Here is a 24,240-nt window from a genome sequence, read left to right on the forward strand (position 1 = left end):
TATTTAGATTCTATTATCTGTAAAGTGTAAAATGTCCAACATATTCCTTGTCCAATAGTGTGCTATTAGTTTTTACTACGTACCAGTAATCTCCTGTCGGCAATTCTGTTCCGTTGTATGTACCATCCCAATATTGACCAACACGGTATGTTGCTATTTTACGACCATAACGATCGAAAATATCAAAAGTTAAGTCTGGGAAATCCTCTACACAACCTGGTGCCCAAGTATCTACAACACCATCATTATTTGGTGTAAAATAGTTTGAAATACATGGTCCAACTAGTTCTATATTAATTCTTGCTTCCGCTTGACAACCTGCGCTATCTGTAACTACTACTGTGTAATAACCAGCTTCTGTTACGACATATTCACTTTGACTGCCATAATTGATATTGTTTAAAGTATAATTGTAGTCTCCTGTACCACCTGTTGTTTCTGCTATGATACCACCTGGCTCATCTCCTTCAACTAAAACTAAAGTTAATGGTTGGTAATCTTCAATAGTAAAGAACTCTGTGTATTGTACACAACCATTAGCATGTGTCACTTCGATATAGTGATCAACACCATTGGCATGGTCTACATTTGTAAAGATGTTACTTGCTTGACTACCGACACCGTCTAAAGAGAATTGTAATAAACTTAGATCTGTGATACTTTCATCTACATTAACCGTAACCGTATTTGAAAGTACATTATTATCACATAAGTAGTCTACTACAGCAACAGGATCAATTCTTACAGCTTCAGGGAAAGTAATATTCCATTCTGATTCACAACCTACAGCATCTCTAATAAATAATAGGTGATCTCCACCATTTAAATTAGTAAAATCAAAAACAGTTTGAGTTGCTGTTCCAGTAGTATATGTTCCATCATAGTCATCTAACACCACACTGTAAGGTAAGCTTCCTCCAGATATTTCGATACTAAAAGCACCATTGGCATCGCCTTCACAATTTTCTGGTAGAAGAGAACCTGAAACAATCTGAATTAAGACTGGTTCTGGATCTGTTATTGTAAATGTATCTGTGTAATAACATCCTAAAACATCTTGAGCAATAAACGTATACGTACCAGCTTCTAAGTTTTCAAAAACATTAGTTTCAAAAAATTGATTTAGTTGTGGTGAAATCGCATATTTAATAATACCAGTTCCTCCACTAGCTGTAATCACTAATCGACCATCATCTTCTCCACTACAAGTAATATCAGTAGCTTCAAAATCAACTTGTAATGCTGAAGAAGGTTCAGTAATTGTAATTGAATCCGAATCCATAATACAGTTATTACTTGAAACCGTTACTGTATATGTTCCAGCAATTAAATCGGTAAAAGTAGCAGGGTTGTCTGTTGTCACTTCAATAGTATTACCTAAACTGTCTTCCAATGTATAACTGTAGTTTCCTAATCCACCTTGTGCAGACGCTGTAATGGTTCCGCTATTATCTCCAAAACAATTAATCGTAGGATTATCACTGGTTAAAGTCAGCTCTAAATCAGGAAGTACATCTATAGTAATTTCATTTGAAACAATAGAAACACAACCATTAGCATCTCTAACATAGTATTGGTATGTTCCTGGTGTTACAGGAATTACTACTGAGGTAGTAAATGTTCCTAATACATTAGAGAAGTTACTTGTATCACTATAAGTATATATTCCTGTTCCTCCAGTTGCTGATAAAGTTAATTGGTAAGCAATAGGACAAGGTTGTGTACTAGAGTTTACTAAACTAGCGTCAATTTCTGTAGGTTGATTTATAACGATATCTACTGATGTCATTGTACAATTAAATCCATCCTCTATAGTTACAGAGTATGTTCCTGCGCCTAAGTCTGTAAAGACATTAGAAAGTTGTGGTCCCGAATTGCTTACACTAGGTGCCGAACTGTTAAGTGTATATGTGTAATTAGCACCTTGTCCACCAGTAACATTAGTTACTGTTATACTTGCATCTTGATCTCCAAAACATGAAAGCAATGTTGCATTTGGCGTAAAAGTCGCATCAATAGGTGTTGGTAATGCTAGAATTATATTTTCTGAAACAATACAACCTTGAAAGTCTCTAACGTTTACTGTATAACTTCCTGCTGACAGGTCTGTAAATTCGCCGTTAGTTGAATAAGGTACATTTGATGCTCCTGTTAATTCATATTCTAAATTACCCCATCCACCTGTACCAACAGCTGAAATAGTTCCCATATTATCAAGACAAGTTACAGACGTTTGCGTTGTTGTAAGCGCTAAAGCTGCTGTTGGTCTTGTAATTGTAAAGTTTTTAGTAACTGTACAGAATGGATTTCCTGTTAACGTTGCATTTATAGTGTATGTCCCACCAACTAAACCTGTAATTGTTTCTGGTCCAGCATCGATGCTTGTACCAGAATCTACAGTTGTTCCAGAGCTATCTAAAACAGTATAGTTAAATTGTCCTGATTGATCTGGGTTAGTCGCTGAAACAACATCATCTATAAAAGTAACATTAACACTACCATCATTATCATTAAAACAAGTCACATCAACAACTGTATCTATAATAAGATCAAAAGTGTTTGGATTGTTGACATAATGTACATCTTGTAGTGTACAACCAGAATCTAAATTTGTAACAGAAATAATATAGTTGGCAACATCCAATCCGGTGAAAACACCTGTTGTATTTGTTTGACTATAAACACCTCCTGTTACTGATCCCGTAACATCTTCTACTGTATATTCTAAGTTGGTTGGTGTACCATTACTTCCTGATGCAGTTACCGTAATATCTTCTAGATCATTACATGTAATTGGATTATCAACTGTTACAGTGATAGTATCTAAGTCGATGTAAGGATTAATAACAACTGTTGTTGTTGTCGTCCCTAAACAACCTTTATCATCATAAACATTTACAGTATAAGTTCCTCCAGAAGCATCTGATTCTGTATAAACATTACTTGCACCAGATTGTACTACAGTACCACTTTCTACGAATTCGTATATAGTATAAGTTCCAGAACCACCAGTTACTGAGCTTACAGTAATTGAAGCGTAATTAATAGTATTAGTATCCGTTGTACATTCATATTGAGTAACAGTAGGAGCAGAGACTACAATTATATTTGGTTCTGCAACAATAACATCTTCTGTTTCGAAACATCCTTTACCTGAATTTACTTGTACTGTATAAGTACCAGCAGCTAATCCTGTAAAGATATTCGAGTTTTGAGGTCCTACAACAATTGGTGCTGTGATCTCATAAGTATATACTGGGTTATCGTTAGTTGCAGGTAAATCTACAGTAATAACACCGTTGCTTTCTCCATTACAAGTAACATCGGTAGCAGTAGCTGTAAATGTAACAGGTGTTGCTATATCTAAAGTTACACTTGCAGTATTAGTACATGATGTTGCTGCATCCGTAATTGTTACTACATATGTTCCTGAAGGTACTCCTGAGAATACATTTCCTGTTAAAGTTACTGAAGCAGGATTAGGACTTAAAGCGTAAGTATAACTACCTGTTCCATTAATACCAGTTACTGTGATTTCTCCATCGTCATCAGAACAACTTGGCGAAATAGCTGCAAGTGTCAGTGCGATAGGATCGTCAATAGTGTAAGGTGCTGTATTAATACATCCATTAGCATCTTTTACTGTAATGGTATACGTTCCAGCTGCATTAACTGTAAAGTCAGGACTTGATTGGAATCCACTACCTATACTATATTCATAAGGTGCTATTCCTGAAGCGACACTGACTGTAAATGAATAATCATTTGTTCCACTTAAACATTGAGAACCAGCAATCGTAATTCCTGTTGGAATAGGATCTGTATCAATAGTGATAGCTAAAGGTGTAGTGATAACACAACTATTAGTGTCTTGAACATAAACCTCCCAAGCTGTAGAGATTGCTGGGTCTAATACAGCAGAGTTTGAACTTGAATACGTTCCTGCAGGAAAACCACTTACTACAAATGAATAACTGTAAGATCCATTTCCTCCAGAAGCAGTTACACTGACTTGAGCACCATCATTACAATTTGCATTGATGTTAGTATCTAACACTAGACTTAGTGGAGTAGCTTGTGCTACATCAATAGAGGTCGTTGCAGTACATCCTGTCGTTTCGTCAGTAATTAGAATAGTTTGAGTACTTGCTGATGTCAAACCAGTAACAGAAACTGTAGCACTAGTTTGTCCTGTTACCGTTGGAGCACCATTAATTGAATAACTATAGCTTCCCGTAAAATTAGAGACTGTAAATGTTACTTCTCCGTCTGTTCCTGGGTTACAAGTGACATCACTTATTAATTGTCCTATCACTTCTATATTATCAACATCTTGTACGATATATAATTCTTGATAAGAACAACCGTTACCGTCGGTAACTTGAAAAGTATAGTTATCTACAGATAATCCTGTAAAGATACCAGTTGATGCTCCCGTTGTATTTGTAGTTGCACTTGCAGGAGATAAAATTTCAAAACTTAAAGCAGTAACACCTCCTGTAGTAGTTAACGTCACATCACTAGTACTAACTAAACATGTTATTGGAGTCGCGCTAAAATCTAAATCCGTTGGAGGATCTAAAGGATCAACTGCTATAGCACCTGTAACCTCACAACCATTTGCATCTCTTACGATGTAATTAATAGTTTGTACAGTACCATTGTTGTTAACAGTAAACGTATTAGTTGTTGTGAAACCAGAACCATTAAAACTGTAATAGTACTCACCAGAACCTGTTGGCGTTCCATCTTGACCTAATACTGTAATGACTGTTGCGACATCACAATTAGTTATTGCAGAAAGAGACTCGGTTGCAGTTAAAACTATTGGCTCTGTTATTGTTATCGGAGCACTAGCATAACTACAAGAACTAGCATCTATAACTGTAACGATGTAAGATGTCCCTTGAGATAAACCAGTAAATACGTTAGAACTTTGTGGTGTTCCACCATCTAATTGGTACATAAAAGGACCAGTTGCAGATGTTGTTGTTACTGTAATAGTTCCATCACTACCACCATTACAACTAACATTAGTTTCTGCTGTTGTAAAAGTTGTAGGTATAATAGCATCTACATCTTGACTTGCTGTCGATTCACAACCAGCAGCATCAGTAACTATAAAATCGTAAGTTCCTGCTGTTGCAGCTGAATAAACGTTGGTTGCCATAGGGCTAAATGTAACACCACCATCTGTTGATACTTGATACGTATATGATGCACTATCACCACCAGAAGCGGTTAAAGTGATTTCAGCATTTGGACTAGTTGTACAATCTAAAGCTTTAGTTAAATCAGCACTTAATAATACTTGATCGTTAACAATGTATGGTGTTGAAGCCACACAACCGTTTCCATCTTGGATATACAAGGTATAGGTTCCTGCAGAAGCCACAGTAAAATCTGGACTTGAGACAAAGGTTGTTCCATTCATACTATATAAAGGACTTCCTATAGTAACGGCACCAGTAATTGTAATATTTATTGGGTTACCAACAAAACACGGTGATGTTTGTGGATCTATTGTTGGTTCTAAATCTTTAACTAGCGTAACATCGAAGTCTCTAATACAACCGTAAGCATCAATAGCATAAACAGTATAATCACCAGCTGCTTCGTTAAACGTATTAGGTGATGCCCAAGCTGTACTTGTAGCATCAGGAGCAGTAGCTGACGCTAATAAAATTTGATATTGATAAGGCGCAGTACCATCGCTAGCAATTCCGGTAATAACACCTAAATCATTACAGTTTTCGTTAGAAGATACAGACGCTGTTAAGTTAAAAAGTATAGCAGACTCCGTGATATTAAACGGATCTGTAGTTATACCACAATCCATATTTGAACCTGATGTTTCTGTAATAGTCACAAAATAGTTACCAAATGGTAGCGGTCCTAAATTACTAACAGAAAGTGATCCATTTGCTGGTACCGTTCCAGATCCTGTTGCAGGTGGTGTTACTGGTGCTAATGTTAATGAATCAAATATCTCGTAAGTCACATCAATAGGCGCAGTTTGTGTATTATTTATTGTAAAAGACACATTACCATCAGCACTTCCTGTACATGTAATGTTATTAGAAACAACACTATCTACAGTTAATGTTGAATTTGTAGGTATTGGTGTAGTTGCTGTTTCATAATAATAACATTTGGTATCATCATCATATACTACAAAGGTATAAGTAACATCCGGAGTTAAACCTAAAAATGTTGTAGATACTGGTACTCCTGTACCTAATTGCCAAGTAGGTGATCCTGTAGGGATACCATCCCAAGTCATCCCTGGACCTGTGTATATTGCAAAATAGAATGGTCCAACACCTGTTATAGAACTACTAGAACCTATACTTACATCTGCTTGTCCACCAAGACCACAATCTAGTATTGTTGCGTCGATATTGATATCTAAATCATCTGGTGGTGATGCTACTAGTATGTTTTGTTCTATAAAAGTACACCCATTTGAATCTGTAATTATTATTTCATAGATACCAAAATCTACAACTTCAAAAACTTGAGTTGCACCATCTTGGTTAAGCACTTCTTGATTATAACCATTTACACCTGTTACATGATACGTATAATTTGCAGTACCACCAATAACTGAGTTTATGATTATTTGACCAAGAGAAACACCAGTTGAACTACATGTAATTGGTGTTACATTAAAATCTAAAACAATTGGACTTGGTTCAGATATTGTAATTAGTTCTACTTCTGTACAACCTCTAGCATCTGTTACAGTTACGGTATAATCACCAGCTGGTAGACCAGAAGTTTGAGAACCATAAGACGTACTTGTTGTTGTATTATATACTTCAAATACATAAGGTGCTTGACCTAAAGTTGTATCTGGTGTAATAGAAATTGCTCCGGTTTCTTCACCACTACAGTTAATAAAACCTGTTTGTGCAACTGTGATATCAGGAGTAACTGCTGGCGTGATTTCTATAGGAGTTGTTGTTACTACTGTACAAGAACTAGCATCTGTTACCATAAAAATATAGCTTCCAGGTGTTGTTGTATTTAGCACGTTAGTAGGCATAGTGGTATAAGTCGTTCCACCATCAGTAGAATACTCATAAGTATATATAGTATCTCCACCTGTAGCTGTTAAAGTGATTTGCGCTTCTTGTGGTAAAACACAGGTGATGTCTTTATCTAATACCGCTGCTAATGTTAATTGAGGATTAACTGTAACAGTATCTGTTACTATACAACCATTACCATCTCTTACAGTTATAGTATAAGTTCCGGCTGTTACTGTAAATGTATTTCCAGTTTGGAAGTTTGTACCATCAATGCTATACATTAATGTAGCAATACCAGTTGCTGTTGCAGTAATAGTAAAATTATTACCTGTCCCAGTACATTGGTTATCTAGAGTTGCAGTTACAGTAGGTAAGTCATCACGTATAATTGTAACTGTATCCATAACAACACAGTTATTACTATCCATGACATAAACATCAATTACCAACCCTAAAACACTAGTGTCTACAGTTGTTGATGTACTATAATCAGTAGTGATTGGAGCAGTACCTCCTGAAGTTACGTAGGCGTAAGTATAAATACCTGTTCCTCCTGATAATGTAGTGAAAGTAATATTAGAATCGTCTGTATTACAATTTACGTTACTACCGGTAGCGGTAAAGGTTATTTGTGTCGTTGGATCAATAGTTATTGAAGCAGAAGTAGAACATCCTGTTGCAGTATCTATGACATCAAACGTATAAGAACCCGCTGGTAAATCAGTTACGGTAACTTCGTTATCTGTTTGAGTTTGTGTTCCTACATTAGGTGTTAATGTATACGTATAGTTTCCTAAACTGCTAACATCGGTCATTGTGAAAATAGCTGTCCCATCATCAGAACCAAAACAAACTTGATCCGTATTTGTATTAGCTACAGCAATGTTAATGCTTGGAGCAATATTGTGAGAAGCACTAATTGTACAACCATTAGCATCTGTAATTTGGAACGTATAATTTCCTGGGGCTAAATTTGTAAATACTCCAGTAGAAACACCAGAAACATTAGACGTTTCAGACGCAGGTGCTGTAATTTCAAATATAAACGGCGCAATACCATCTGTTGGTGTAACGGTTACTGATGTTGTTGCATCGTTACACGTAATTACATTAGCATCCGCAAATGTCATTCCTGTTAAAGGATTGTATGGTGGAATTTCTATAGTTTCGGTATCAATACAACCATTGCCATCTCTTACAGAATATGTAATTGTTTGCGCTGTAGCTGTATTAGTTACTGTTAATACGTTTGTAGCAGTGTATGCAGTACTTCCATTAAAACTATAAGTATACGTACCAGTACCTCCAGAAGCCGCTACCGTAATATCCGTTGTAGTACTACAATTTGTATTATTAGATAGCGTAGCAGTAGCAACAATTTCGGTAGGATTATTTAAAGTAATCGTATAAATAGGTGATACACAACTATTAATATCTTGTATTTGGTAAGTGTAGTCACTAGTTATAGCTGTAGTTGTATTTGCATCTAGTCCTGTAAATAATGACGTCGAAGAAAATGCGCCACCATTAAAACTAAATGAATACCCTCCAGCACCACCTGCTGCAAACAATTGAATTTCACCATTAGCATCATCAAAACATAAAGGATCAATGCCATTTGCAGTTCCTGTTGGTGTAGAAATAGCAGCAATAGTGTTAATTCCTGATTCAGCAGTACAACCTTGTGCATCCGTTACCTGAAATTGGTAAGTTCCTGCTGTTGGTATTGCATATGTAAATGGTGATCCAGTAGCACCTAAGTCAGTGTAAGGACTTCCATTTTCAGAAACGGCATATGTAAATGGTGCTAATCCGCCAGTTATCGTTCCGGTGATTTCAGCATCAGGCGTTGCAGTACAATCTAAATCTTTAGTTATTACAGCATTTAAAACCAATTCTGGTTGGATTGTTTCAGCTGCTAAAGTAACCTCACATCCAAAAGCATCTCTTACTATTATTGTATAAGTACCTGGAGTTAAATTAGCGAAATCGTTTTCATCTTGAAAGGCACCACCATTAATATTATATTGGTATGGTGTTACACCTCCAGAAGCAGTAACTTCTATTGTTGCACCACTAGCAGGATCAAAACAAAAATCTGAAGCAGTACTTATTGTAGCTGTAGGAGCAATTGGAGCGTCTAAAGTTAGTGTTGTCGATTCTGTACAACCTGCAGCATCTGTTAGTTCAATTGTATATGCTCCTGCAGCGACATCAGTTAATACACCATTTACAAAATTTGTTGTAGTAAAAGGTGTTACTGTGTCAATTAACTGAAAAGAATAACCAGGTGTTCCTCCTGTGGCGCTTACTGTAATTGTAGCACCGTCTAAACAAGTCACCTCCGTATTAGTAAGGTCAATAGTCAATGGATTTGGTGCAGTTATTGTTTCTGTAAATGGAAACTCACAAGTATCAACACTATCATCGTAACGTATTATAACTTCATAGGTGTCATCCGTTAATCCAGTAATGGTGTATGGAGACGTCATTTGTGTAATCCAAGTCGCTCCATTATCTATTGAATACTGAAATCCTAAAGTCGTATCAAAATTTTGAGCAGCAATTGTTATTTCACCATCTGAATCTCCCGAGCAAGTAACCATTGACGTTCCTGTAATATCTGCAGTAAAAGCATTTCCGGAATCAATAATAAAAGGGAAATCTACTACTGTAGTACAAGAAGCTGGTAATTGAAACACTCTGATATCGTCTATAGCGACGTCATTACCACCATTTTGCTGTACATTAGATCTTAAAACAAAAGTTAAACTGGTGTTTGCACCAGGGTCTAATGTTGTAGGCGTGCTAGGGTATTCTATCCAATTATTTGTTTTTGGTATATCTCCTGTACTATAAGAATCAATTACATTACCACCAGCATCTATTAAATCAACTACTAAATTAGGATCAAATCCACCAGTTCCAACTCTAAGTAAATTAAGAGCAGCAAATTCAACTTGTATTGGTTGATTAGGAATGATATCATTAATTTGTTTTTCATATAAGATAGCTGTAACAGGAATAGATGATCCAATATTTACAACTAAAAATCTTCCATCTTGTGTTGGAGGAGTTGTTGCAGGCGTATGGTCAACAGGGTCTAACCATGTACCAAACGGATTTATAATATCTGATGTAACAGAATATTCTCCATCATTAATATGCGTAGTTCCATTACAAGCACCAGGTGCTATTTGATGTTCAAAGCAATAATAAGTTGTATTTATTCCAGGAGATGTAGTATTTGGACCATAACCAAAAGTTTCGTAAAGTAAATTACTAAATGTAGGGACATCAAGTAAACTGTATTCTACACTTACCGTATGAGATCCTGTTGGCACATTTGTAAATGTTTGTGGATCTGCTGTGTTTGGGTTAAGTATCCCGTCTATATAGTAATCATAAGTATAATTAGTTCCCCCATTATTTGTTATGGTTACGGTAGCATTTCCAGAACCATCACAATTAAATAAAGTATCACCAATTTCAATAGTTGGAGCAGGAGGCTCTTGGTCTAATATAGTATCGTCCATAGAAAACACACAACCATTAGCATCACGAATATATACTGTATAACTTCCTGGATCTACAAATGATTCATTTGATGTTATCCATGTTGCTTGGTTATCAAAACTATATTCATATAAATTAGGTGCAGGAAATGGTGTTCCACCTTGAGGGTTGGTAATTCTAATTGTTCCTTCTCCAGATGGTCCACAACCGGCAAGTGCAGATATACCTGCAGTTGCAGTTAAAGCTTCATCGGGTTGATTTATAGTAATTGTTTCTACTGTTGTAAAACATTCTGATGTATCAAGCGTATATTTAATTATGACAGGATAGTCACCACCACTTAAGTTAGAAAATGTAGGATTAGCAGTATATGTTGAGCCGTTATTAATACTAAATTCTAAAGTGTATCCATTAGCATTTGTGACATTAATTTGAATTTCACCAGTTGTATCATTATAACATAAAACATCTGTTTGTGTTATGTTATATTCTGGATCAGGTATATCATTTAATGTAATACTTGTAGTAGCAATACAGTTATTAGAATCTACTACAGTAATATTGTAAGTCCCTGCAGATGTAACAACTATTTCTGGTACTGTTTGAAAGTCTGTTGTACTATTCACAAAATAGAAATAAGGGGCTGTTCCTCCTTGAGGATATACTGTAATTTCACCATCATTACAAGTCAAAGGACTTGTAATAGCCGATGTAGCAGTTAATAAATCTGGCTCTACAATAATTACATCTTCTGTGTAAGTACAGCCATCTTCTGTTGTTACTGTAGCAGTATAAGTTCCAGGGTTTAAGTTTTCAAAAGCATAGGTATTCTCTAAAATAGGACCAACACTATTAACTACTGTTCCACCCATAGATAGCGTGTAGAAATATTGAGGATCAACATCATTTGCCGCTAATTGAATGGTTCCTTTATCGCCATTACACAAAGGTTGTAGTATTGTTGATGTTACTGTAAAATTACGTTCTCTTATTTGAATGTCGGGAACTGTAAAAACACAAGGGTTTGTATCGATACCTGTTTGCACAATATAAACCGTATAAAGACCTGCTGTATCAATAGCAAAAACGTTACTGTCTTGATATGTAACACCATCTAAACTGTACTCGTAACCTGAAGGCACATTATTAACGGTAATACTTCCATCAGTAGTACAAATGATATCTGTAGAAACAACGGTTGCTTCCAATAAGTTTTGATACACATTAAAATAGAATTGTACAAAACAACCACCAGCATAATTAATAGTTAATCTGAATTGACCAGAAGTGTTTGCTAAATAGTCAGATCCAGTTTCCACTTCGTTCCATACACATGAATTATCTTCATTTGCACAATCTGTATTGGTGACTGCCGTACAGCTAGACTCGTCTAGTTGTTCCCATATAATGGATGATGCTCCAGTAATATTTGTTTCAATAAGTGTTGAATCATTTATACCACATAAAAATATATTTGGTAATAATTTCCCATTGTTAGGACAAGTTACGACTTCATCAGCGTAAGGTATTACAGGATTTTCCAACGAACCACCAAAAAGGTCTACATTAAATTGTTGTGTTATTGATTGACAAGGTGCTATAGCAGTGTTATATACATAATAAGTTCCTGTTTGATCAACAGTTATACTTTGACCAGTTCCAATTACTGGCGATCCAGTATCACTAGTAGACCAAGAATAAGAATCGTATCCATCAGCAGCGGTCAATTCTAAAGTTGCCCCACATAATACTTCATTTTGAACAAAAGTACAGTCTAATTCTGCTAAGAAGTTAGTCGCTTGAGGTGTAAATAAACAACCGACGTTACTGTTTAAACTAGGATCATCTGTTAGTTCAAATTCAGAATTTAAAGTTCCGTAATAAGTAGCATATGCTTGGTTGGTAACTATATTTGAACAAGCATCTGCTAATTGATTACAAGCATCAACAACACTGGCTTCTATTCTAATTTCATAGACAGGATCATTTTCTTCAACCAAATAATTTGCAACATCCAATAAAAGTGTTCGTGTTCCAGGATCGTAACTTGCTACTGTAACACCAGCAGGAAGGACTAAACCTGAAGGATAATCAAAAGTTATATTTACGGGTAAAATATCTTTAATTTGAAAACTGGTAGCATCATCATTTCCGGTATTTTGAAAACCAATAACATAATTTAACGCATCTCCTAAATCAATCGTTGTTCCTGAAATGTCATTTCCTGCGTCATCTTCTACTGTTTTTGTCAATACAATATTGGGTTCAATTATATCTACTGCTAATGCAAAAAAGTAAGGAAAATAAGTGTCTCCATTCGTTTCTAAACTTACGATTGCCGATGTGGCATCATTAGCAATCACTAAGTTACTAGGATTATCAACAGCCAAAATACCTGTATCAAAACCTAAAGTATTTGTACTATTTGGTACTCTATCATCAACAGGTAAACCACTTAATTGAGTAATAGAACTGTTAAAAAAGTTATTTTGGTCTCGATCATCACTTCTTAAAGCAGTACCATTAAGTCTTAAACGGTCACCAAAAATTTGTTTATCACCTTCTAATGCTGCAAACGCAAAATTTGCTCGTACTGGAGTAGGATTAGGAACTGTTCTAAAACCACTAATTGGAATATCTGCGTTCGGATTTTCTGAAAGACTAATTGCACTAAAACCATCAAAACTTGTTATTGATTTACCAGTTAATGTCGGATCTTCATAAACAATAAAAAGAGACCAACCAGCTGATTGACCTGTACCGTTAGAATCATCTTGGGATCTACCTTGAGCAGAAGACACATTAGCTACAGTATAAGTTCCTAAATCAGATACTGACCCAAAGGCCGTTACAATGTCTGTAACATTTGCGTGACAGGCATAAGAATAACTATCCCCTCCATCAACAGAATTAGTACCGGCATCGTATATAACAGTACCTGTAATATCATTATAGCCCCCAGTAGGACCTTTTAATTTAACGTCTGTAATTGATTGACTACCAGGATTAACCGCTGCCCAATATAAATCTGCTCTAATTATACGATAGCAGTCTATGTTTGGAATAGTTAAGTCTGCACTAGAAGAACTGAATGTAGAAGCATCACTATCAATGTCAATATATCGCATATTGACTTGGTTATTATATGCATTATTGTTATTAAAAGCAGAATTGCCAGGACCAAGAATATTGTTTCCAATAAGGACAATATCTCCTTTTACATCCATGTCAAATGTTGGCGGATTAGCATCAACAAAAGGCACATAATTTTGACTATAAGATGTAAAGCCTAAAAACAGTATAAATGCCGTAATGAGAACTTTAGAAAAAGTAGGATTTTCCATTTTTTATTAGTTTTGTTTATTTAAAACACTGTTAGGTGCCATCAATAAAATAGGGATTAATTAGTGTTTAGTTTTTTATATTTAATATAGACATATTGCTATTGTATGCCTTGTTTCCTTTGTTCTTAGTTGCATTTTGAGCTTCTGGTAAATAATCAAATTTTTGATAATAAATGTAGTACTTACTGGTATTAACATCATAAAAGAAATTAATATTATTAACTCCTGCTTTTACTGCTTTAGTCAGAAAGTCATTTCTTTTATTAATGTCTTTATGTACAGCTAACACAAGATAATAACCACTTTCTTCTTTATTAACATTTTCTAATATTTGAATATTATCACTTTGTTTCTCACCGAAATCAAAATCAGAAGCTGTAAGAGTTTCAGTACTTGGCATAGTAAAATCTTTTATGTTTTTCAATGCTGTTCTATCTTGCTTATAGCGTTCGTCTTCGTTATCAAATACAGCACGTTTAATTCTTCTTCTACGTTCGTACTCGGTTGATATTTTAATATCGGCTAATTTTTGTTCCAATTTAGATTTTGCGGCGATAGCCTCTTCTTGTTCAAATACTAGACGCTCCATAGTCTCATTGTAATACCTGTCAACGTTAGGTGAATTTCCATCAGAGTTATTGTCATAGTAGTTTTGCAAGTTTTTAATCTGCTGATTTCTATCTTCAATACTCTTTTCTAAATCCAATTTAATTGCATTTAATGCGTTGTTTTCCGCCGTAATACTTTTAAATGGTTTTGGTTTAACTACAATTCCTTGTTCTCCTAAATCATTTTCTTCTTTTAAGTCTTGAAGATCACTATCTTTTACATTAATGATATCAGTAAATCTTTGAAGTAAATCACTCTGCGTCTTTTTGGATGCTTCCGTTTGATTAGAAATGGCTTGAATTTTTTGTCCGACTGCATCTGTAAACTCTTCAGCAGGCGTTTCTTCAACCACTTCTTTAGCTTGTTGCTCTGCTAATAATTTTGCATCAGCTTCTTCCTTAGCTTTTTGTTCTGCTAATCGTTTAGCGTTTGCATCAGCTTCTTCTTTAGCTTGTTGCTCTGCTAATAATTTTGCATCAGCTTCTTCTTTAGCTTTTTGTTCTGCTAATCGTTTAGCATTAGCATCAGCTTCTTCTTTAGCTTTTTGTTCCGCTAATCGTTTAGCGTTTGCATCAGCTTCTTCTTTAGCTTTTTGTTCTGCTAATCGTTTAGCATTGGCTTCAGCTTCTTCTTTAGCTTTTTGTTCTGCTAATCGTTTAGCGTTGGCATCAGCTTCTTCTTTAGCTTTTTGTTCCGCTAATCGTTTAGCGTTTGCATCAGCTTCTTCTTTAGCTTTTTGTTCTGCTAATCGTTTAGCATTGGCTTCAGCTTCCTCTTTAGCTTTTTGTTCTGCTAATCGTTTAGCGTTGGCATCAGCTTCTTCTTTAGCATTGGCATCAGCTTCTTCTTTCGCTTTTTGTTCTGCTAATCGTTTAGCGTTTGCATCAGCTTCTTCTTTTGCTTTTTGTTCCGCTAATCGTTTAGCGTTGGCATCAGCTTCTTCTTTAGCTTTTTGTTCTGCTAATCGTTTAGCGTTTGCATCAGCTTCTTCTTTAGCTTTTTGTTCCGCTAATCGTTTAGCATTGGCATCAGCTTCCTCTTTAGCTTTTTGTTCTGCTAATCGTTTAGCATTGGCATCAGCTTCTTCTTTTGCTTTTTGTTCTGCTAATCGTTTAGCATTAGCTTCAGCTTCTTCTTTAGCTTTTTGTTCTGCTAATCGTTTAGCATTCGCGTCAGCTTCGGCATCTACTTCGTTTGTAGCTTCTTGCTCTGCTAGTACTTTTGCTTCAGCTTCTTCTTTAGCTTTTTGTTCTGCTAATCGGTTAGCTTTTAGTTCTTCTCTAGCTTCTTGATCGGCTAATCGTTTCGCATCTGCATTTTCTTTATCTTTAGCCTTTTGTTCGGCAATAGCTTCTCTATCAACTTTAGGCTTCGATGGAGCTATTTTTTTACGTCTTTTAGGTTTACCAGAAAGTAATCCACTAACTTCATCATCACCACTATATTGATAATTTTCAGTGTTTTTGAATCTATAGGCTAATGTGATCTCATGCGATGGACCAAAATCTGTTAAATCTCCAATCGCTTTTTCAAAATTATATTCAACAGCTATTTGCGGAGAAATATTAACACCTAAACCACCAGAAACACCATAAACGGAATTATAACCTGCTTGCGCCCAAATTCCTTTAGGAACAGTGAACATTGCCGTAGCAGATAGTATGGTTTCGTCTGTTTTAAATTCGGATTTTATTAAAGTTGAAAATTTAGTTTCATCAAAAAAGCCTCTTGTATCCAAATACCCTGTGTACATTAAATGTGCTTGAAGACCCTGTTCTGGATTATCTTCTAATATTAAAGAGGACTCTAAATTATACGCTACCAAATTATTAATTGATAAACCAAAATCAAAAAAACCATTTCCGTAATTAATTCCAGGATTTACAGTTAATAAAAAGTTTTCAGGAACATTTTCTATAGATGGATCATCAAAGTTTGTAACAACACTACCTGTATTTAAACCACTTTTATAAGCGCCTATGTTTAAACCGAAAGTTAAATTACTATCTCTATCTAATCTAACGTTGTAAGCGAAATTTAAGATTCCTCCAAAAGTCGTTAAAACACCATAATTTTGCTGAAATACAGCTAAACCGGCTCCAATATTTTCACCAAATCTACCAGAATAACTCCCTAAATAGGTTAGTGGTGCGTTCTCAAATTGTACCCATTCTCTTTTATTAGAAAAGCTAATATATTTATTTTGCTCTCTTACAAAACTAAAAGTTGGATTAATAGCGAAACGGTTAAATGTTAATGAGTTTCTTACTGGAATATTAAGTGCAACAACGCCATCACCTTCTTGAGAAAGAGACCTCTGAAAAGAACAGATACATAACACTAAAACTAGAAGGTATGTTTTCATATTATTTTATGATTGTAATTGAGCCTTTTCTAACTTCATTATCTGAGGTTGTTATTATGTAGTAAAATACTAAATTTATACTGGTAAGATTTAAGTCATTTTCAGGCCAGTTGTTTTGATAAGCATCTGTATTTACAACAACTTCACCACGATTTGTAAGTATTGTTACTTGAGTATTTGACCCTACTACATATTGTGTTGGTATTATCCAAGTATCATTAATGCCGTCTCCATTAGGACTAATCATATTAGGAATTAAATCGACTTCTGGAAATGGATCAAAAGGTTCTGTAACTTCAAATGAAAATATTTTAGTCGCTTCACAACCTGTATTTTGTGTAACAATAACGGTGTAATTTCCGTAATCTGTAGCTTCAAAACTATCTGTGGTAGCAGTAGATATTAAAACGTCATCCAAATACCATTCAAACTCCGGTGAAATAGCAGTGTTAGTGATCACTACCGATAAAGATTCACCGTCTTCTATCGTATTGGTATCTTCTACATTGATTGAAGCCTCAAAAGTCTGACTGACTATAGTAATTTCTCCAGATGCAACACAACCACCCAAATCAACTTGAACACTATAAGTTCCAGATTCTGTAGTCTCATACATTTGCGTTGTAGCGCCACTGATACTATTTCCGTTTTCAAACCATTGGTAGCTATCTCCCGAAATAGTACTTAGGACATTAGGACCTTGGTCAGGACAAAATAAAGTCCCTAGGCTTGCCGATATACCAGCATCTGCACCTCCAGCACCTACTTCAGAAATAGTGACACGATTAGAAAAAGAATCAGAGGTACAGGTCCCATAATCTGTTTCGACAAAATAAGTACCTGCTTCGGTAACCATAAGAGAATTACCTGTAGCGACAAATTCTGACGTAGTTAATCCTGTGACGCGGTACCAATTGTATGTAAGAGATGGGTAGGCTAGGGGAGAGTCGTTATCTCCAGACCCAGGATTATCTATTGTTAATAAATAACTACCACCAGAGCAAAACACTCCTGTTTCTATTAAATTATTAATAGTAAATGGCGCATCTTGTAATTTATAATAAGCAGCAAAAGGAGCGGATCTACCGCTGGTTGCTGCAGGTGCAGAACTTTTTACACGAATTCTATAATTTTCTCCGGCAAGTGTAGTCGGAAAAGCAAAAGTTAAAGTGGCAGGTGAAGATGTTGCTGCACCTGAGCTAAGCAAATTTAAAGGTATAGGATTTGTAAAATCACCATCAGCATCAGATAATTGTAAAGAAAACACATTTGAAGCCTCTAATTCATTCTCTGGATTAAAAAGAAAAGAAACAGTGTATTCATTAAAGTTTTCGTTAGCACAGGCTTGTGTAAAACCTAAATTTGGAGCACCTATAACTATCTGAGCATTCACTGTTTGTAGGGCAGTAAAAAGCAGTAGACAGACTAAGATACTTAGTGTGCATTTTTGTTTTTTGGTTTGCATCTGGTTGGTGTAGTCTTCTATGCTATAAATTGCGGTGAAAAATTATTTTTTTTTTAAAACTAGTCTTGACTTTTAGAAGCTGCAATTTTGTTAATAATTAATCTAAAATCAGGACGGGTTGTACTAGACGCATCTATAAAAGTTTCCGAATCAGGGCCTTTAGAGTATACGTTATTAAATGCTCTACTACCATACCAATTTTCTAGATCTTCATTATTAATATTGTCCTTAATAAAAATATTTCCAATACAGTTATTAAAATAAGTACTAGTGAATTCTATTTTATCTAAGTTTTCACTATTAATTTTAATAGCTTCATCTAAGATTACAGCAGGCTTAAAACCAGATATTACACTTTCATTAATTTTAAAAGACACGTCGTTACCTATAAAAATAGCTTCATTAACTAAACCAATCTCAATATCATAATCCAAATCTCTACTTAAATTAATTAGGGTCAGATTGTTTGCTTGAACTAATGTTTGTCTATCACTTACTGAATTACCTTGATCATCATTATTTAAAGCATACATACATCTTGAAGGTGCAGGACCAGAAACATAAGGTGACTTTATGGCTAAAGAATTAGTTATATGACATTGTGCACCATAATTTAATTTATAATCGTTACTACTTGATTTATATGATACAAATTTATCTAAACTTACTGCTCCACCTAAAACATTGAAAGAGTCACCGTCGCAAAAACTTACCATTATATTTTCAAGTAACGTTTCAGTACCGACACCAGCTAAAGTAAGTGCGCTAAAGTAGCCATGTGATTTAGTTCTTTTACCAGCGTATTCAATTCTTACAAATTTTAGAACACCTGAATTACTTTCTATATTCTCTCCACCGTATGTAATGTTTTTAGTTTCCGAAGCGTCTAATCCGTAATTTAGTAAAGAGGTGTTTTTAATACTATTAGTTGGAGCATCACCTAAAATGAAAAGCCCTCCCCAATCTCCAGGTTGTTTAACGGCCCTGCTAGATGTAAATATAATAGGATCGGTATTTTCTCCTTCAGCTATAATAGTAGAACCATTAGTGATGGTTAGTGATCCTTTAGATTTATAATCACCTACAATTATAGTACCAGGCTCTATTGTTAAGGTTGTGCTATCTGTGACAAATACGTCACCAACTAAAAGATAGATATCTCTTTTGTTTAGTTTTTTGTCTGTATCAATATTACCGCTGAGTATTTGAGTCGGTTTACCGTATTGCGTTTTATTCGGTTTAAAATCAGTCCAAGGGTTTAACCAGTTGTCATATCCTGTGACACCTTTTTCCTGTTGAGCAAAACTAGTGCTTAACGAAAACAATATTAACAAAGTGATGTGAGTAAATTTTTTCATGAGGGTTAAATTTAATTGAAATAGATTATTAAAAATAATGTATAGAACAAAACTAAACAAATTTCATATGAAATGCAAATAATATCGATAAAGTGTTATTTTTAGTCGGAGATCTTACTGTTTACCGTGTAAAAACTTCTGCATTGGTTAAAATTAATTATTTTGTTTAAAACTTTTTCGTCAAATAATTGACGAGATGTGCTAATCAACTTTAAAGTCATCATAAGTGAATAGTGATTTTAATGTCTGCTCATAAAACAAAATAGCAGCAATTAAATCTCCAGTATCCGAGTATGGTAATATTGATCTTTGAAAATCTACTGTACTATCAAAATATTCAACAGATGCCTTTTGATTTGCTTCTAGTGTCTTTTTGTTTTCCTTAGTTACAGGAATACCTAAAGTTTTCATAGTAACATTCGTTTTAGTTGCAAAAGCAATATTGGGAAGTATATTTACAAGAACTTCGATTCGTTGTATATATAAGTCTAACAATTCCCCTTTTGGCATTTTATTTAGTTCGTCCAAATTGTGGTATTTCCTAATACTTACTTTTCCAGTAATTAGTCTCGGTGTTGTGTCTTTAGTTTGAGCGAAACTGATACTAAATATCATTAAAAGAAATAGGGTTAAAATAGTAGTCTTTGTCTTCATTTTTAAAGTGTTTTTAGTGTAATATTAAAACAAATCTATATAAATTATTAAAATAAACAACTCAATTTTATTTTTTTTTGATGTTAATTTACTCTATGTAATGTATATTTATCCGTTAAACGGCGTATTCATTGGGTTAAAAGCGTATTTTTACGATGAATTACTTTTTTGTTATTTTTTAATTAATGACAAAAATAAAGTAATTTTCTTTAAAATAGAACGATTTTGCTAAAAACGCTAGTCGTTTAAAATAAGTGTGTTAGTTATATAATATGTGGAACTTTAAAATTTTATGTTTCGGCCCTTAAACAATAATTCTTTATTTCTTATATTAATTTGTAACATCGCATATAAATAAGCACCATTTAATTTTATAAATATTAGCTGTTTATGATTTGTTATTATGTAGTTTTCAATAAGCGTGCCAAAAATTAATAAGAACAATAAAGTGCTCGTTATAAAGTAGTACTAAGAGAATTTAAATTAATATAATACAGTAGAGGTCGACCTTATTATACCGATCTTTTAGATTAAGGTTAAAAAAAACGGAATATTAAACATTATAGTTAATTTGTTTATTAGGGGATGGTGTGTAAATAGTCTTAAATAAGTTCTAATCGTTGATAATCATTGTGTTTATGACAGCGTGCAAACATTTGCAATTGGCCCGCATCAATCAATGATAATGTATGCCATTCAAAAGTTTCTTTTGACTTTGATACAAAAGCATGCGCTATAATTGATAAACATAACGTTATACTAGAATTTAGCTTCCTATTTAAAGAAAATACAAAATGTATAACTAGCAATAAGGATTAAAAAAATAGTAACTCTAATTTTATTATTACCAATTGTAAGTCCATATAAGTAATGTGTACTCTGATATCTTTTGTTAATAATTTTATAATCTGGCCTTAATTGGGTGTTAAAATATTTTCCAAGTGAAATATAAGATTTAATTTTATATTTATTTGGAAATTACAAGGCAGTCGAAGGGTTTAGAAATAAGTCGATCACTTATCTAGTTGGGATGAGTAACTAATATATGTACGACTGCCCCCTTGATCTAGTTAATTACCTTTTCGAAAAAATAACGTTTAAGCTTTTATGCTAAAAGATTACAATTAGCATTAGGGCTGTATATCGCTTTTGTCACTTTGTTTACATAATAGCGACTATGTCAATACTATTATTAGAATTACTTAATATTATTTATGAAAACACAACATAACACTCTATATTCCATTTTAGACCTTGCATTGGTCTCAGAAGGTCATACTTTAAAACAAACTTATAATAACGCTTTAAAACTAGCACAAAATGCAGAGGCTTTTGGTTATACCCGGTATTGGTTAGCAGAGCACCATAACTCATCAAATATTGGTAGTAGTGCAACGTCAGTATTAATTGGCTATGTTGCTCAAGGGACACAAACTTTACGTATTGGCTCTGGAGGTATTATGCTGCCAAACCATTCGCCATTAATAGTAGCCGAACAGTTTGGAACTTTGGGGGCTTTGTATCCACACCGAATTGATTTAGGTTTAGGTAGGGCGCCAGGTACAGATCGTGAAACAGCAGAAGCTATTCGGTCAGATTTTATGCAGGCGGCACATTCTTTTCCTAATGAATTAGATAAAATACAAACCTATTTTTCTACAGAAAATTCAAAAGCTAAAGTACGTGCAACTGTTGCAGAGGGTGTTGATGTGCCCATTTATATTTTGGGTTCTAGTACAGATAGTGCTCATTTAGCTGCTAAAAAAGGATTGCCTTATGCATTTGCTAGTCATTTTGCTACAACCCATTTATGGGAGGCTTTGGCTATTTATCGCGAAGAATTTAAGCCGTCAGACGTATTACAGAAACCATACACCATAGTGGGATGTAATATAATTATTGCTGATACTGATGAGGAAGCAGAACGACTATCAACTTCGTTAATTAAAATGATTGTCGGCATCTTTACAGGAAAGCGTGATTTTGTGCAACCGCCAACAGGCATGACTAACGAGTTTAGAGATATTTTGCAAAACCCGCAGATACATCAAATGCTTAAATATTCTTTTATTGGAAGCAAAGCCACTGTTAAAGCTCAGGTTAAAGAATTTTTGGATAAAACTAAAGTAGACGAACTTATTGCAGTTAACAATATATACGGTATTGATGATCGTATTAAATCCTATCAGTTATTTGCTGAAATTATGAAAGAATTACAGTAAAGGAGGTTTTTTCTAATAAAATTATCACGGTTATTTTTTACAGGAAGAAGTGTAACTAATTTAAACCACTTAATATCTTTAGGTATAATTGAATATAACCGAATCGCTACAATTGGCAATCGGACTTTTAAATAGCTAATTACTCCTTGGTCAGTTATATAAATTGGACAAAATTTACTTCTGATATTATATATGATATTGGTGAAACGGAGAGGGAAACCGTTAAAGCAATTACACTATTTCTAGAAAGTTAAATTAATGGAGCGTATAATATGATTGTTACGAACCAATTTTATAAAATAGAATGTCATGCTTTACTAAAAAAATAAAAGCCTATTAAAAACAGTTGTTTTAATAGGCTTTTAAAATGTAAGTTTTAGTTGTTTTGGATATAATTAAGCTTCCAGATTAACTAGTTTTACATGTCTTAATTTTTAGAAGAACTCTTAAACTTGTAAGTTATACCAAAGTTAATTCCAAAAGATGAATAAGGTACTTTTTGTGATAATTTTTTAGATTCATCTGTTTCATTATGGGCTAAATTATCAACGTAAGTTGTTTTTTTATTATACCCTGGGGCTAAATTATCTATATCGTAAAAACCACTGACAGCAACAGTACCATCTGGTAAAACAATATCTGTATTAAATTCTGTGATTTCAGAATCTTTACGTTTTAAACTGATACCGTAATATTCAGCTTCAACAAAAAGATTTAAATTATCATTTAAATTAAATTTATATCCTAAAGCTCCTACAAATCCTAAAGGGAAATGGCCATGAAAATCTTCTACATAATTAGTTTGCGTATAAGATCCTTGAGGCACACCAAATGCATTAGCTTGGTCTTCTGTAAATACAGATTTACTAGATACTACAGCTTCAGTTTTACCTCCCAATTTTAATAACGCACCAAAGCGACCATAAAAATTATTTGTAAACTTATACACTATAGTTGTAGATGCTCCAAAAGCACGCGCTCTTGCTACTGCATCAACAGTGTTAGAAGGTGTATCAATTTCAGATACGGTTTGATCGGTACCATATAAATAACCAAAACCTAAATCTACACCGACAGATTCGTTAAAAAAATAAGTCCCTCTAATTTGTACATTAGCACCCTCTCCATAACTACCATAAGAATTTTCAGTTTCAACAGAATTAGTTGATTCACCTAATTTCATTCCGGCGCTACTAACAGCATATCCAGTACTTACCGAAACCTCAAACTGAGCATAAGATGTTGCACTTAGTAAAGAAGCTGCAAACACAATAAATAATTGTTTCATAATTTTTAATTTGAATTTTTAATTTTAGAAAAATGTTTATAGTATAATTTTGTACTTACAACTATAAAATGAACGTAAATGTACTTTTTTTAGCGAATTTAATTTACTATTTATTTGAATACTTATGTTAAAGTATTAATCTAAGGTATTAAATATACTTGTGTTTATGGGATTAGCTTGGTTTAGTTTTGCGTTATTTATAAGAAAAGAATAAAAGTTTTAATTTTAATGGCGCATACATGTTAAAAACTTGAAATATTCTGTTTTTATTTTTTGACTTATCAATAATTGTTTCATTTTAATATGAACCATTTTTTTGATTGTATTTGCGACTAAATCTATTGTGACAACAAAAAATACTATTATAAAGCGTATACAATTAATT

At 34.0% G+C, this 24,240-nt stretch carries 7 protein-coding genes; 1 reads left to right on the forward strand and 6 read right to left on the reverse strand.

Annotated elements, in window-relative coordinates; genetic code table 11:
- Nucleotides 1-13: 13 nt before the first annotated feature.
- The 5 genes from E9099_RS16535 to E9099_RS16555 all read right to left on the reverse strand — a co-directional run bounded on the left by E9099_RS16535 (nucleotide 14) and on the right by E9099_RS16555 (nucleotide 20,345).
- Complete coding sequence (locus E9099_RS16535; protein ID WP_136584620.1) at nucleotides 14-13,894, reverse strand: T9SS type B sorting domain-containing protein; 13,881 nt, start codon at nucleotides 13,892-13,894, stop codon at nucleotides 14-16.
- A 67-nt stretch (nucleotides 13,895-13,961) separates the two neighbouring features.
- Nucleotides 13,962-16,868 (reverse strand): PorP/SprF family type IX secretion system membrane protein, encoded by a 2,907-nt coding sequence (locus tag E9099_RS16540; protein ID WP_136584621.1) that lies wholly within the window; start codon nucleotides 16,866-16,868, stop codon nucleotides 13,962-13,964.
- A gap of 1 nt (nucleotide 16,869) precedes the next feature.
- A complete protein-coding gene (locus tag E9099_RS16545; protein WP_240788915.1) occupies nucleotides 16,870-18,261 on the reverse strand; it encodes a gliding motility-associated C-terminal domain-containing protein in 1,392 nt (463 codons plus the stop codon).
- A 131-nt stretch (nucleotides 18,262-18,392) separates the two neighbouring features.
- A complete protein-coding gene (locus E9099_RS16550; RefSeq protein WP_136584623.1) occupies nucleotides 18,393-19,691 on the reverse strand; it encodes a hypothetical protein in 1,299 nt (432 codons plus the stop codon).
- Between the two features lie 201 nt (nucleotides 19,692-19,892).
- Nucleotides 19,893-20,345 (reverse strand): hypothetical protein, encoded by a 453-nt coding sequence (locus E9099_RS16555; protein ID WP_136584624.1) that lies wholly within the window; start codon nucleotides 20,343-20,345, stop codon nucleotides 19,893-19,895.
- A 1,214-nt stretch (nucleotides 20,346-21,559) separates the two neighbouring features.
- On the opposite strand from E9099_RS16555, the gene E9099_RS16560 reads away from it, so the two are divergent.
- Entirely contained in the window at nucleotides 21,560-22,567 is a 1,008-nt protein-coding gene (locus E9099_RS16560) for an LLM class flavin-dependent oxidoreductase (RefSeq protein ID WP_136584625.1), read from the forward strand.
- Between the two features lie 427 nt (nucleotides 22,568-22,994).
- On the opposite strand, the gene E9099_RS16565 is transcribed toward E9099_RS16560, so the two are convergent.
- Complete coding sequence (locus E9099_RS16565; RefSeq protein WP_136584626.1) at nucleotides 22,995-23,855, reverse strand: outer membrane beta-barrel protein; 861 nt, start codon at nucleotides 23,853-23,855, stop codon at nucleotides 22,995-22,997.
- Between the last annotated feature and the right edge of the window lie 385 nt (nucleotides 23,856-24,240).

The sequence above is a fragment of the Psychroserpens sp. NJDZ02 genome (assembly GCF_004843725.1).
Taxonomy (GTDB): Bacteria; Bacteroidota; Bacteroidia; order Flavobacteriales; family Flavobacteriaceae; genus Olleya.